The 13,304-nt window shown below is 73.6% G+C and carries 9 protein-coding genes; 3 read left to right on the top strand and 6 right to left on the bottom strand.

Translation table 11 applies throughout. The annotated features are described in order from the left end of the window. The first annotated feature begins 41 nt into the window (after window positions 1–41). Window positions 42–698 carry a hypothetical protein gene (locus OG344_RS12820; protein ID WP_405088413.1) on the top strand — a complete coding sequence of 219 codons (657 nt, stop codon included), beginning with the start codon at window positions 42–44 and terminating at the stop codon, window positions 696–698. A 102-nt stretch (window positions 699–800) separates the two neighbouring features. On the opposite strand, the gene OG344_RS12815 is transcribed toward OG344_RS12820, so the two are convergent. From OG344_RS12815 to OG344_RS12805, 3 genes are all read right to left on the bottom strand, one after another. Continuing rightward, entirely contained in the window at window positions 801–1,472 is a 672-nt protein-coding gene (locus OG344_RS12815) for a hypothetical protein (RefSeq protein ID WP_405088412.1), read from the bottom strand. A 140-nt stretch (window positions 1,473–1,612) separates the two neighbouring features. Beyond that, entirely contained in the window at window positions 1,613–4,165 is a 2,553-nt protein-coding gene (locus OG344_RS12810) for an ABC transporter permease (RefSeq protein ID WP_405088411.1), read from the bottom strand. 15 nt (window positions 4,166–4,180) lie between these two features. Next, on the bottom strand, window positions 4,181–4,957 hold the full coding sequence (locus tag OG344_RS12805; protein WP_327043497.1) for an ABC transporter ATP-binding protein: 777 nt from the start codon (window positions 4,955–4,957) through the stop codon (window positions 4,181–4,183). A 180-nt stretch (window positions 4,958–5,137) separates the two neighbouring features. On the opposite strand from OG344_RS12805, the gene OG344_RS12800 reads away from it, so the two are divergent. Then, complete coding sequence (locus OG344_RS12800) at window positions 5,138–5,407, top strand: heavy metal-associated domain-containing protein (RefSeq protein WP_327043496.1); 270 nt, start codon at window positions 5,138–5,140, stop codon at window positions 5,405–5,407. Here the strand turns inward: OG344_RS12800 and OG344_RS12795 are convergent. The 3 genes from OG344_RS12795 to OG344_RS12785 are packed head-to-tail and all read right to left on the bottom strand — an operon-like array spanning window position 5,397 to window position 9,752. Further along, window positions 5,397–8,423 (bottom strand): AfsR/SARP family transcriptional regulator, encoded by a 3,027-nt coding sequence (locus OG344_RS12795; RefSeq protein WP_405088410.1) that lies wholly within the window; start codon window positions 8,421–8,423, stop codon window positions 5,397–5,399. The two genes, OG344_RS12800 and OG344_RS12795, sit on opposite strands and share 11 nt — an antisense overlap. Before the next feature lie 43 nt (window positions 8,424–8,466). After that, window positions 8,467–9,555, bottom strand: coding sequence for a flavin-containing monooxygenase (locus tag OG344_RS12790; RefSeq protein WP_405088409.1), 1,089 nt, complete (start codon window positions 9,553–9,555; stop codon window positions 8,467–8,469). Beyond that, entirely contained in the window at window positions 9,552–9,752 is a 201-nt protein-coding gene (locus OG344_RS12785) for a heavy-metal-associated domain-containing protein (RefSeq protein ID WP_405088408.1), read from the bottom strand. Before OG344_RS12785 ends, OG344_RS12790 begins: the two co-directional genes overlap by 4 nt. Window positions 9,753–9,959: 207 nt before the next feature. Here OG344_RS12785 and OG344_RS12780 point away from each other — a divergent pair, with 207 nt between their 5' ends. Beyond that, window positions 9,960–13,250 carry a heavy metal translocating P-type ATPase gene (locus OG344_RS12780; protein ID WP_405088407.1) on the top strand — a complete coding sequence of 1,097 codons (3,291 nt, stop codon included), beginning with the start codon at window positions 9,960–9,962 and terminating at the stop codon, window positions 13,248–13,250. Window positions 13,251–13,304: the final 54 nt, after the last annotated feature.

The following is a 13,304-nucleotide window of genomic DNA, read 5'->3' as shown; positions in this document are numbered from 1 at the left end:
ATGATCACTTGTACCCTTTTTCCTCGCTCTTTGAGGTACATGTGAGAAAGATCCTGCGAGTGGTCGCGGCTCAGCTGTTCGCCGCCGCCTTCGTCGTCACCACCCTGACCACCCCCGCGCACGCCGGCACGACCGCCAACCCGACCGAGAGCGACGCCGCCATCGCCCTCGAATGGCAGAGCGTGTACGACACCTACCACTTCACCGACGCCACCCCGCCCGCGCCCGGTTCCGGCCGTAGCCGGGTCTCCACCAGCATCTCCGTCGACATCGCCTCGCCGAGGCCGCTGACCTTCAGGAAGTACTCGAACTTCAACAACCACTTCGGCAAGAACCCGTTCCTGACGCGGGTCGTCACGCACAAGGAGTGGAAGGCGGCGTCCACGACCTACCGCAACCTCACGGCGATCGAGGAGATCCCGTACGAGGGCATGATCGTGGTGAGCAGGACGCACGCGCAGCAGCGCCTCCAGCAGAACGGGTTCTACTACGAGACCGACAGCTGGTCGCAGCCCAACGTGGTCACGCACCAGAAGATCGTCTTCACCTCCCTGCCGGGTGGGAAGACCCGGGTGACGGAGAACCTCACCTTCGAGGCGGACGACGCGCTGATCGACTTCGTCGCGGCGAACGGCACCGCCGCCCACCAGCAGCTCCAGGCGGCCCTGAAGCAGGCGATCGAGAGCGGCCAGCTCTGATCCGGCCCTGTTTCCGGCCCTGCTGATCCGGCTCTGACCCGCGAGAACGGGCGTCCTCCCCGGTGTTCCCCACTGAGGAGGACGCCCGTTCCGTTTCCGCGCTCAGCGCCCGCGGTATCCCGGGTCCTCGGCACTCTGGAGGGTCTGGTTGATGGAGCAGCCGCGGGCCCCGCTCCCGCAGTTGCCGTTGATCGTGTTGGTGTAGACGCTGACGCTCGACACCTGCTGGACGCCGGAGTAGTCGACGGCGCTGTTGCCCGCCGGGGCGTTCACGTTGTGCCGTCCCGCGCTCAGCTGGTAGGGCGGGCTGTCCATCGTGGGGGCGCCGGCCGAGTTGACTCCGCCCGTCCGCTGACCAGCCCCGCCGTACCCTCTGTCGTAGACCCTGCCGTAGCCGCCGTGCCCTCTGCCGTGCCCTCTGCCGTGCCTCGCGGGATGCCCCTTGAGGTGGCCGGGTTGCTCGGCGTGTGGGGCGCCATCCGGGTGAGCTGCGCCGTCCGGATGAGCGGCCGGATGGGCGGCCGGATGGGCGGCGGGATGGGCGGCGGGATGCGCCGCGGCGGCCGCGGCGGCCGCGCCGGCCGGACGGCCCGCACCGGTCGGATGGGCCGAGCCGGACGAAGAGCCGTCGTGACCGGTACCCGACCCGGGACCGGGATCGGCGGGGGCCACGAGAGCCGTTCGCGAGACCGGCTCCGCGAGTTCGGGAATCAGGTGACCGGGGATCGCGACGAGGAGCGCGGCGAGGGCGAGGGGCCGGGCATACTCCGCCACCGCCCGGAGCCTCCCTCGCCCTGCGCTGTCGCCGCCCATCCGGCCCACCCCCGCTCCGGCCGCTCCTGGGTACAAGCGGCGCATCCCGCTCATACCCTTCGCCCCCCGTCTGTTTCCCTCTTCGCGTGGCCAAGCGGCGGTCAGGATGTGGCGATCGCGGCGAGCACGTCGAGCCGGGCGGCGCGGCGGGCCGGGAGCAGCCCCGCCACCAGCCCCGCCAGGGCGGCCACGGCCACGACGAGCAGGAGCTGACCGGTCGGCAGCGTGAGCGTGGCCTCGCTGGTGCGGCCCAGCGCGGCGACCGTGCCGGCCGCGAAGGCGACACCCAGGGCCACTCCGGCGACGATCGCCAGCGCCGCGACGAGAACCGCCTCACCGCGGATCATCCAGCGGAGCTGGGCGCCGGTCATGCCGACCGCCCGCAGCAGTCCGATCTCCCGGGTCCGCTCGATGATGGACAGGGCGAGCGTGTTCGTGATGCCCATCAGCGCGATGAGCACGGTGAGCATCAGCAGCACGGTCACCAGCCCGAGGACCTGGTCGATCATGAGAGTCCGCCCGGCCACCGCCGCCGCCTGGTCGCGCACCTGCGCGGTCGGCGAGTCCGCGAGGGCGCCGTCGATCGCCTTCCTGGCCTCGGCGTCGCTCACCCCGTCGGCCACCTTGACGAAGACACTCGCGTCGACGTGCTCCTTGTAGTTCCGCTGGTAGGTGTCCAGCGAGACGATGTAGCTGGTGGACAGGGCCTGGGCGTCTCGATCCCGCAGCAGCCCGACGACCTGGAGCCGTCGCGTCCCCGTACGGGAGAACGTCATCGCGATGCTGTCGCCGATCGTGAGGTCGCGTTCCTTGGCGACGTTCGCGGCCAGGACGATCCCGCCACCCGCCGTGTCGTCTGCCAGTGCGTCCAGCCGTCCGGCGACCATCTTCAGCGAGGTGACGCGGGGCAGCGTGACCGGGTCGACCGCCGTCAGCGCCTCGGTCGTCCGCCCGTCCTTCCAGTGCCCGTAACGGATCCGCGAGGCCACCGCGACCTGCGGCAACTCGCTCACGTGGTGGTAGGCGTGCTCGGGCAGGCCGCCGAGCATCTCGTTGCGCGCGCTCTCCACCACATAGTCGGCGGAGACCGCCTCGGTGTACGACCGCGCGGCCGACTCCCTGATCGAGGCGCCCAGCACGGTGGTGAAGCTGATGAGCGCGAGACCGAACGCGAGGGCCAGGGCGGTCGCGGAGGTGCGCCGGGGCGCCCGCGCGGCCGACTCGCGCGCCAGCCGCCCGGGGACGCCCGTCAAGGCGAGCGGCCGTCCGAGCAGCCGGGCCATGCCCGGGGTGACCGCCGGCCCGAGCAGGGCCAGCCCCACGACGGCGCACACCGCCGCCTCGCCGAGCACGACGACCGAGCCCGGCCCGGCCAGGACGATCGCCAGCCCCGCCAGGCCGAGTGCGGTGAGCACCGCGCCGGCCACGGTGCGGCCCCAGCCGGACCGCCCGGCGACGCCCTCGGCCGCCGTACGCCGCATGGCCTCGACCGGGGCGACCCGGGCGGCGCGGCGGGCCGGCCCCAGGGCCGACAGGACGGTCACGCCGACGCCGATCACCAGCGAGACGACCAGGGTCCGCACGGTGACGTCGAGCCCGCCGCCGGGCAGCGTCATCCCGAACGCTCCGGCCAGGCGGCGCAGCCCGCTCGCCACGGCGATGCCGAGGCCGGTGCCCGCGACGGAGGCGAGCACACCCACGAACAACGCCTCGCCCAGCACCGAGCGCATGACCTGGGCGCCGGTCGCCCCGGCCGCGCGTAGCACGGCGAGCTCCCGGGTGCGCTGGGTGACGACGATCGAGAAGGTGTTGGCGATGAGGAACGCGCCGACGAGCAGGGCCGCCGCCGCGAGCGCCAGCAGCATCACCTGCAGGTAGGAGACCTGGTTCTTCGCCGCGGCGGCGCTGCTCGCGGCGATGTCACGGCTGGAGGAGACCTCGTACCGCGAGCCGAGCGCGGCGCTCACCGCGCCGCGCACCCGCTCGACGTCGGCGCCGTCGGCGGCGACGACGGCGACCTCGGAGACGTCCGTGCCGAGGGAGAGCAGACGCTGCGCGGCCGGCCGGGCTACCAGGGCCACCGTGCTGTTCGGCAGCCCGTCGGCCTGCGCGAACCCGGCCAGTCCCACGACACGCAGCCGGGCCGTCCGCTCGGCCCGCACGGTGACCTCGGCGCCGAGGTCGATGCGGTGCTGCCGGGCGGTCGCGGCGTCGACCACGACCTCCCCGTCGGTGACCGGAGCGCGGCCGGAGCGCAGGGTGAACGGCCCGACGGGAGCGGGCTCCCAGGAGGCGAGCAGCGACGGGCCCGAGGGAACGATGGCCTTCCCGTCGGCTTCGAGCAACCCCTGACCGCGTACGACGGGGGTGGCGGCGGCCACGCCGGGCACGGCCCTGATCCGGTCGACGATCTCGACCGGCAGCGGTTCGCGTTCCACCTCCACGCCCATCGCCGAGTCGAACGCGACCGCCTCGCGGATGGTCAGGTCGACTCCCGCGGTGGCCGTACGGAACTGCTCGTCGAGCAGCCGCTGGGAGGTGTCGGTCAGCACCAGGCTGCCGGTGACGAAGGTGACGCCGAGCAGGACGGCGAGCAGGGTCAGCGCGAGCCTGCCCCGGCGGGCGAGGGTGTTGCGGATGATCAGACGCCACATGTTGATCACTTCTCCTTACTTCTCCGTGCCGGACCGCGCGGAGGAGCCGAGGCCGGCCATGCGCGAGAGGATCTCGGGGACGGTGGGGCCGGGCAGTTCGCCGACGACGCGGCCGTCGGCGAGGAAGACCACCCGGTCGGCGTACGCCGCGGCGGTCGCGTCGTGGGTGACCATGACGATGGTCTGGCCCAGCTCGTGGGCGGCGTGCCGCAGGAAGCCGAGCAGCGCCTCGCCCGCCCGCGAGTCGAGGTTGCCGGTCGGCTCGTCGGCGAACACGATCCGCGGCCGGGCGGCCAGCGCCCGCGCCACGGCGACCCGCTGCTGCTGCCCGCCGGACAGCTCGGCCGGGCGGTGCAGCAGCCGGTCCGCCAGCCCGAGCATCTCGACGAGTTCGTCGATCCAGCCCTGGTCGGCCCGTCGTCCGGCGAGGGTCAGCGGCAGCTCGATGTTCTCGGCGGCGGTCAGCGTGGGCACCAGGTTGAAACTCTGGAACACGAAGCCGACGTGCTCGCGGCGCAGCAGCGTGCGCTGCCGCTCGCTCAGCCCGGCCAGGTCGGTGTCCCCGATCAGCACCTGGCCCTCGTCCACGGTGTCGAGGCCGGCCAGGGCGTGCATCAGGGTGGACTTGCCCGACCCGGACGGCCCCATCACGGCGGTGAACCGCCCGGCGGGGATCGACAGGGTGGCGCCGTCGAGGGCGCGGACGGCGGTGTCGCCGCGGCCGTAGATCTTCACGACGTCCCGGGCCAGCGCGGCGACCGCCGTACGCGGGGATGTCTCGGTGAGGGTCATGGAAGGCTCCTGGGGTTTCAGGGACGGTGACATGACGACAGTCCCGGTCCGGGCTGTCCGCGGGCTGGCCATGCGCTTGCCCGCGCTTGCCCGCACATGCCCCGCGGACAGACCGGAACGGAAAGGGCCGGACAGCGGGCGGACAGCGGACCGCCAGAGCAGGACGGCACGCTTTCCGGCATGGCAGACGAAAGCCGTCAGGGGGCGGCGGAGACGACGATCGTGCGGGTGCCGGCCATGCTGTGCCGGACGTGTGTCCGCCTGCTCAGCAGGCACGTACGGGATGTTCCCGGCGCCGCCTCGTTCGAGATCGACGCCGCCGGGGGGCTCCTGCGCGTACGCGGGTCAGTGGACGCCGGAGAGCTCCAGGCGACGCTCGCCGCGGCGGGGTTCGCGGGCGACCGGTGCCGTCACCTGCCGCCGGACGCGCCCGGGCCGCTCAGGTCGTGAGCGCGGCGGCCGTCTCCCGGGCGCGGGCGGCCTCGTCCGGCAGGCCCGCCGTCTCGGCGCAGCCGGCCAGGAACGACCACAGCCGGGCTCTGGCCCAGGGGAACTCGCCGTCCTTCAGCAGCGCCAGCGCGTCCCGGCACTCGCGGACGGCGGCGCCGGCGTCTTCGCGGACGTACGCCATGCGGGCGCGGCCCCACGCCGCCCACGCCTGGCAGCGGGGGTTGTACGCCCGGCGCGCCACGTCCTGAGCCTGGGCGAGCAGCGCCGCGACGTCGTCGCCCTCGTCCAGGTCGAGCCGGGTGTGGGCGGTGTGCACGAGGGCGAAGGCCAGCCCGTGGAGAGACCCCTGGCCCCGCACCCGGTCCACCGACTCGCCCAGCACCGTCAGGGCCTCCTCCCGTCGCCCGGACTCACGCAGGGCGATGCCGAGATGCGCCAGGATCGCGCTGCCCATGATGCGGTCGCCGGCCGAATGGGACAGGTCGAGACAGAACCTCCACTCCCTGACCGCGGCCTCGAAGTCGCCCAGGCGCAGGGTCAGCAGCGAGTCGAGATACTGGGTCATGAACCGCCACCAGCCGTCGTCGGAGTCGCCGAGGTCGCGGCGGCTCCGCGCGACCATCGCGCGGCAGCGCTCGGAGTCCCCGCCGTACTGGCCGGCCCAGGCCACCACGAGCCGGGAGATCGCGGCGTTGGGCACGTCGCCGATCTCCTCGAAGACGGCGAGGCTCTTCTCCGCGGCGGCGACCGAGTGCGGCGTCGGATAGTAGACGTGGAGGAGCCCGATGCCCTGCAGCGCGCGGGCCCGTGCGCCGGTGGAGCCGTCGCCGGTCTCCAGGAGCGCGGTCAGCGCCCGCGTGCCCTCGTGACGCAGCCCGTAGTTCCAGAACCACAGGAGCGCGCAGGCCAGGCGGAAGCCGCTCTCGGCGTCGCCGCTGTCGACGGCGTGGTCCACGGCGGCGCGGAAGTTGTCGTGCTCGTCACTCAGCCGCGCGAAGACCGCGATGTCCCGGACCCGCCTGCCGTGCTCCTCGGCGAAGCGGGCGAAACAGGCGAGATGACGGTCGCGGCAGGTCCCGGCCTCGCCGGCCTCCTCCAGACGGGCCCACGCGTAGTCGCGTACGGTGACGAGCAGCCGGAACCGCCCGCTGGCCGGCTCGGGCACCACGAGAGACCGGTCGACCAGCCGGAACAGCAGGTCGAGCACCTCGTCCCGGACGATACCGTCGAAGGCGCACACCTCCTCGGCGGCGGCCGGCGTCCAGCCGCCCCGGAACACCGCGAGGCGGCGCAGCAGCCGCTGCTCGGCCTCTGGCAGCAGGTCGTGGCTCCAGTCGAGCGTGGCGCGCAGCGTCCGGTGCCGGGCCTCGCCCGTACGCGGTCCCGCCGTCAGCAGGGAGAACCTGTCGGCCAGGCGGGCTTCGATGTCGGCCGGAGACAGTGCCTTCACCCGGGCGGCGGCCAGTTCGATGGCGAGCGGCATGCCGTCGAGCCGGCGGCAGATGGACGCGACGACTGGCGCCGTCTCGGCGTCGAGGGCGAACGAGGGCCGTACGGCGCGGGCGCGCTCCACGAAGAGCCGCACCGCCGGCCCGGCGTTCTCCGGCCCGGCGTTCTCCGGCTTGTTGGTGATCGGACCGGGAGAGACGGCGAGCGGACCCACCGCGACCTGGACCTCACCGGGGATCGCCAGCGCCTCCCGGCTGGTGGCCAGCACGCGCAGCCCCGGGCAGGCCGCGGCCAGCCGCTCCACGAGGGCGGCCACCTCGTCCACCACGTGCTCGCAGTTGTCGACCACCAGCAGCGGACGGCCGTCCCGCAGGTGCTCCTCCAGAGCGTCGGCCGGCGCCGTGCCCTGCGGTGCGATACCCAGTTCGGCGGCGAAGGCGCCGGCGACGTCCGTCCCGGGCTCCAGCGCCGCCAGGCGGACCAGCAGCACCCGGTCGGCGAGCGTCTCGTCCACGTGGCGGGCGATCTCGAACGCGAGGGTCGTCTTGCCCATCCCGCCCGGGCCGGTCAGCGTAACGACCCGCGCCTCCGCCAGGCGCTCCAGCGTCGTCGCGATGTCGTCATGACGGCCGATCACCGACGTCAGCCGCCGTGTCAGTCGCAGTGGCAGCCGCAGTGGCAGCCGCTGGGTGAGCCGCACAGGCGGTGGGGTGGACGGGGGGACTGACGGGGGGACTGACGGGGGGACTGACGGCGGGGCGGCGGCGGACGGCACCTGCTGGCGGAGGATGGCCTCGGCGAGCGCCTGGAGCTCCGGCGACGGATCGATCCCGAGCTCGTCGGCGAGCCCCCGCCGCAGCGCCTGGTAGGCGGCCAGCGCCTCCGCCTGCCGCCCGCCGCGATAGAGCGCGAGCATCAGCAGGCGGTGCAGCCGCTCCCGCAGCGGGTGCCGCGCGACCAGGCGTTCGACGTCGGCGACGGCCTCGTTGTGGCCGCCGGACTCCAGCAGGAGCTCGTAGCGGTCCTCGACCGCGCCCAGCCGCAGCTCCTCCAGCCGGGCGCTCTCGGTCGTCGCCCACGCGGTGGCGCCCACGTCGGCCAGCGCGGGCCCCCGCCACAGCCGCAGCGCCTCGTCCAGGCGGCCCAGGGCCGCGGTGACGTCGCCGGCCGCCGTCTCCGCACGGGCCGAGACGAGCAGCCGCTCGAACACGTGGACGTCGACGGACTCCGGGGGCACCGCCAGCCGGTATCCGGGCGCCTGCGTGACCAGGACGTCCCCGCCCAGGCCGGCGGCGGCGAGAGCACGGCGCAGCTTCGACACCCGGATCTGCAGCGCGTTCCCCGCGTCCGCCGGCAGGTCCTCGCCCCACAACGCGTCGGTCAGGCTGTCGACCGGCACCACCCGGCCGCAGGACAGCGCCAGCCGGGCGAGCAGCGCCCGTACGGACGGCGGCAGCGTTGCTGGACCTGCCCCGGAACCCGCCCCGGAACCTGCCGCCGAACCCGCGCCGCCCACCCGCACCTCGGTCGGCCCGAGGACCGCGAACGTCACAGCCGTGTCCCGCATGTCACTCCTCTTGCATCCCCGTACGGCGGGGGATTGCCCAATATTACGGGGCGATGAGTGATTTGCCGGGTTGACTGGCCGACGTGGTCAGGCGGCCGGCCAGTGTGGCCGCGTCGCGGCCGATCCAGCCGAGAACGGACGAGCCGCGGGCACTCTGCCAGGGCAGCCCGAGGAAGTACAGCCCGGGCCGGCCGGTGACGCCCTCCTGGTGCATCGGGGCACCACGCTCGTCCAGCACCGGCACGTGCAGCCAGGGATAGTGCGGGCGGAATCCGGTCGCCCACACGACCGCCCCGGGACGAAAGCGCCTCCCGCCCGCGAGGAGCACTTCCGGTCCCTCGGCCCCAACGACGCGCTCCACCCGCTCCACCCGGCGCATCAGCCGCTTCACGTCCGTACCGATGATCATGTCCGGCCGGCCTCTGAGGCGCTGCCCGAGCCGACTGCCGGCACGGACATTCATGAACCCGAGCAGGGAGAACCACCAGAACAGGTCCCGGCCGAGCGTCCGCTGGGGCAACGCCAGGCCCAGCGACGGCGCGGACAGCCGGACCCGCCGCCCGCTGCCGGCCAGCTCCTCGGCGATCTGCACGCCCGTGTTGCCCGCCCCGACGACCAGGACCTCCCCCATGGGAAGCTGCTCCGGGCGGCGGTAGGCACTGCTGTGCAACTGGACCACCTCCGGGGCGAGACCGGAGGCGAAGGCCGGCGTCCGCGGCGTGTGGAACGCGCCCGCCGCGACCACCACCCGGGCCGCCGTGCAGGACCCGGCCGTGGTCTCGACCCGGAACCCGTCGCTTTGATCCCCGTACGGCCGTACGGCGGTGACCTGGTGCTCCAGCCGGACCGGGAGGGCGAAGCGCCGCACGTACTCCTCCAGGTAGGCGGCGACCTCGTCCTTGCCGGGATGGCCGTCCGGGTCGCCCGGGAACGGCAGGCCCGGCAGCGCGTCGTACCGGCGCGGGGTGAACAGCGTGAGCGAGTCCCACCGATGCCGCCAGGCGTCGCCCACCCGCTTGTTCGCGTCGAGGATGGCGAACCGCAGACCGGCTCGGCGCAGGTGGTAGCCCAGCGCCAGCCCGGCCTGCCCGCCGCCGACGATCAGCGTGTCGTAGTCCGGGCGGGGGCTCATCCCGCCACCTCGTAACCCGCGTCGGCGATGGCCCCGCGGACGGCGGCCGGATCGGCGGCGCCCGTCACCAGCACGGTCTTGGCGGTGAAGTCGACGGCCACCGAGCCGACGCCCGGCACCTCGCCGACGGACTCCGCGATCGCCTTCACGCAGTGCCCGCAGCTGATGGTGGGCACGGACAGCACAAGCTGGTTCATCGTTCGCTCCTTCGGGTTCCGGGCCCGCCGAGTGCGGCCCGGACGCTTCGCACCCTCCCGTACGCCGCTGTCCGTCCCCTGTCCCCCGCTGTCCCCCGCTGTCCCCCGCTCCTGTCCCCCGCCGCCGCCCGGGGACAGGAGCGGGAAAGCGCCGCGCGGAAGCGTACGAGTCGTTCACTCGGACTCACTCATGGGAGGTGGGGAGCGATGACGACCGCGACGAGCGTCACGGTCTCCCGCGCGCTGGAGATCGGCGGGATGACGTGCGCGTCCTGCGTACGCAGGGTGGAAAAGGCCCTCACTCGCGTCGACGGCGTGACGGCGGCCGAGGTGAACCTCGCCACCGAGGTCGCCACGGTCGCCTTCGACCCGGCGCGCGTCACGGTCGAGATGCTCACCGAGTCGGTGGGCCGGGCCGGATACACGGCCGCCTCCGTACGCGAGGGCCCGGAGCCCGGCGGGCCTGAGCCGGAGCAGGAGGACGAACAGGACGCGGACCGGGAGGTCACCCGGCTGAAGCGCACCTGGCAGGTCACCCTCGCCGCCGGGCTGTCGATGATGGTGCTGATGTACGTGCCGCTGCCCATCGACGCGATGGACTGGCTGATGCCGCTGCTGCTGGTCGTCGCGACGATCGTGCAGTTCTGGGCGGGCCGCCCCTTCTACCGCGCCGCCTGGGCGGCGGGCCGGCACGGCGCGGTCAACATGCACACGCTGGTCGCCATGGGCACGACCGTGGCGTACGGCTACAGCGCGTTCGTCACCCTCTGGCCGGCCGCGGCGGAACGGGCCGGGCTACCCCTGCACGTGTACTTCGAGATCTCCGTCGTCGTCATCGCGCTCGTCCTCATGGGCCGGTGGATGGAGGCGCGAGCCAGGAAGCGGACGACCTCCGCCATCAGGGAACTGCTCGGGTTGCGGCCGAAGACGGCCCGCGTCCTGCGCGGAGACGCCGAGGTCGAGGTGCCGGTCGAGGAGGTCGCCGTCGGCGACCTGATCCGGGTGCGTCCCGGCGAGAAGATCTCCGTCGACGGCGTCGTGACCGCCGGCTCCACCACCGTGGACGAAAGCATGATCACCGGCGAGAGCATGCCGGTGCGCAGGGGCGAGGGCGACCCGTTGATCGGATCCACCGTCAACCGGACCGGCTCGGTGGTGATGCGGGCAACCGCCGTGGGGCAGGACACGACGCTGGCCCAGATCGTCCGGCTGGTGGAGGAGGCGCAGGGGTCCAAGGCGCCCCTGCAGCGTCTCGCCGACACCGTGTCCGGCTGGTTCGTGCCGGCCGTGATCGGCGTCGCCGTGCTCACCTTCGGCGTCTGGGCGCTCTTCGGCCCCGACCAGGGACGGCTCGCGTTCGGCATCGGCACCGCCATCGCCGTGCTCATCATCGCCTGCCCGTGCGCGCTCGGCCTGGCCACCCCCACGGCGATCATGGTGGGCACCGGCAAGGCCGCTGAACTGGGCATCCTGATCTCCGGCGGCGACGCGCTCGAACAGGCCCGCCGCCTCACCACCGTCGTACTCGACAAGACCGGCACGATCACCCGGGGCCGTCCGGGCGTGACCCACCTGGCCCCCGCGCCCGGGGTCGACGCCGACGAGCTTCTGGCGTACGTCGCCGCGGCGGAGACGGGGTCCGAGCATCCCCTCGGCGAGGCGATCGTCTCCCGGGCCCGGGAGGGCGGGCTCAGCCTGCCGCAGGTGGAGCGCTTCGAGGCCGTGCCCGGCCACGGCGTGGAGGCCGGCGTCGGCGGGCGGAGCGTGCTCGCGGGCAACATCGCGCTGATGCGGCGCCACGGCGTGCCGACCGCCGAGCTGGAGCCGGCCGCCGCCCAAGCGGCTGCCGAGGTCGCCGCAGTGGTCGCCGCAGAGGGCGCCACTCCCGTGTACGTCGCGCTCGACGGCCGCCTCGCCGGGGTGATCGGGGTGGCCGACACGATCCGGCCCGAGTCCCGTGAGGCCGTCGAACGGCTGCGCGCGCTCGGACTGGACGTGTGGATGCTGACCGGCGACAACCAGGTCACCGCCGACGTCGTCGCCCGGCAGGTCGGAATCGACCACGTCATCGCCGACGTACGGCCCGAGGACAAGGCCGCCCGCGTGGCCGCCCTGCGCGAGAGCGGCGCGGTCGTCGCGATGGTCGGCGACGGGATCAACGACGCCCCTGCGCTCGCCACGGCCGACCTCGGCATCGCCATCGGCACCGGCACCGACGTCGCCATCGCCGCCTCCGACATCACCCTCGTCGGCGGCGACCTGCGCGGGATCGTCTCGGCCATCGACCTGTCGCGCCGCACCGTGTCCACCATCAAGCAAGGCCTGACCTGGGCGTTCGCCTACAACGTGCTGCTGATCCCGGTCGCAGCCGGAGTGCTGTATCCCTTCAACGGCGCGCTCCTCGACCCCTCCCTCGCCGCCGCCGCGATGGCCATGAGCTCGGTCAGCGTGGTCACCAACGCGCTGCGCCTGCGCCGGTTCAGGCCCGGCATGTCCCGGTCGTGGAGCTCGCGACTCGCCGACTGGAGCTACCTCCTGGGCATCGCCGCACTCGCCGTCGCCGTGGGTGCCGGGTTCACCGCCCTCAGCCGTACGGAGGCGGCGCAGCGCGGGATGAACGGGGTGCTCGCCTGGGTGCAGGACACCGGCATGCCGATGCGCCCGACCATGAGCGTGATGATGACGGCCGAGACCGAACCCGTGCCCGCGGAGGACGCAGGCGTCCGGATGGACGTCCAGGTCCCCCGTGACGTCGTGCCCGGCGTCCCCACGATCGTGCGCATCCGCGTCACGGACCCCGCGACCGGCCGCCTCGTCGACGACGTCGTACGCAGCCACGAGGCGTGGATCCACTTCGTCGTCGCCCGGGCCGACCTGGGCACCTTCGCCCACGTCCACCCCGAGCCCACCGGCCGGGCCGGCGAGTTCTCCGTCCGGATGACCTTCCCGACCGCCGGACGCTACCTCGTCAACGCCGAACTCCGGCGGCAGGGCGAGATGGCCGACATCCTCAGCCACCATGAGCTCACGATCGGCGACCTGGAGACCGCCCCGGTCGTACGGACCACCTCGCCGTCGCCATCGCCGTCGCCGTCGCCGTCGCCTCGCGAGCAGGTCGTCGGCGGCCTGCGGGTCACCCTGACCGGCAACGCCGAGGTCGGCGGCAGAAGCGACTTCACGTTCCGCTTCGCGGACGCCGCCACTGGCAGGCCCGTCTCCGGCCTGCGCCCCTACCTGGCCGCCGCCGGGCACATCGTGATCATGCCGCTCGACGGCAGCGGCTTCGCCCACGAGCACGCCGAGGCCGAGGACGACAAGGGCCGCCCGGTCTTCGCCCTGCCGGGGCAGACCTTCGGGCCCGAGCTCGGCCTGCACGCCGAGTTCCCCCGCCCCGGCCTCTACCGCCTGTGGGGACAGTTCCGCGACGCGACCGGCCAGGTGCTCACCACCACCTTCACTGTCGAGGCCACTGTCGAGCCCACAGTCGAGGCCCACTGACTCGACCGGCAGAATCCGAGACAGGGTCGGGGCGACGACAGTTCGCCGTCACGG

Origin of the sequence: Microbispora sp. NBC_01389, from assembly GCF_045040095.1 — a bacterium.
Taxonomy (GTDB): domain Bacteria; phylum Actinomycetota; class Actinomycetes; order Streptosporangiales; family Streptosporangiaceae; genus Microbispora.
Note: the sequence above shows the minus strand (reverse complement) of the source record. Positions and strands in the feature narration are given on the sequence as shown.

Bases quoted from the DNA above. Each gene is read 5' to 3' on its own strand.
- OG344_RS12780 (WP_405088407.1), top strand. From the start codon at position 9,960: ATGACGACCGCGACGAGCGTCACGGTCTCCCGCGCGCTGGAGATCGGC.
- OG344_RS12800 (WP_327043496.1), top strand. From the start codon at position 5,138: ATGGCAGACGAAAGCCGTCAGGGGGCGGCGGAGACGACGATCGTGCGG.
- OG344_RS12790 (WP_405088409.1), bottom strand. From the start codon at position 9,555: ATGAGCCCCCGCCCGGACTACGACACGCTGATCGTCGGCGGCGGGCAG.
- OG344_RS12810 (WP_405088411.1), bottom strand. From the start codon at position 4,165: ATGTGGCGTCTGATCATCCGCAACACCCTCGCCCGCCGGGGCAGGCTC.
- OG344_RS12785 (WP_405088408.1), bottom strand. From the start codon at position 9,752: ATGAACCAGCTTGTGCTGTCCGTGCCCACCATCAGCTGCGGGCACTGC.
- OG344_RS12795 (WP_405088410.1), bottom strand. From the start codon at position 8,423: ATGCGGGACACGGCTGTGACGTTCGCGGTCCTCGGGCCGACCGAGGTG.
- OG344_RS12805 (WP_327043497.1), bottom strand. From the start codon at position 4,957: ATGACCCTCACCGAGACATCCCCGCGTACGGCGGTCGCCGCGCTGGCC.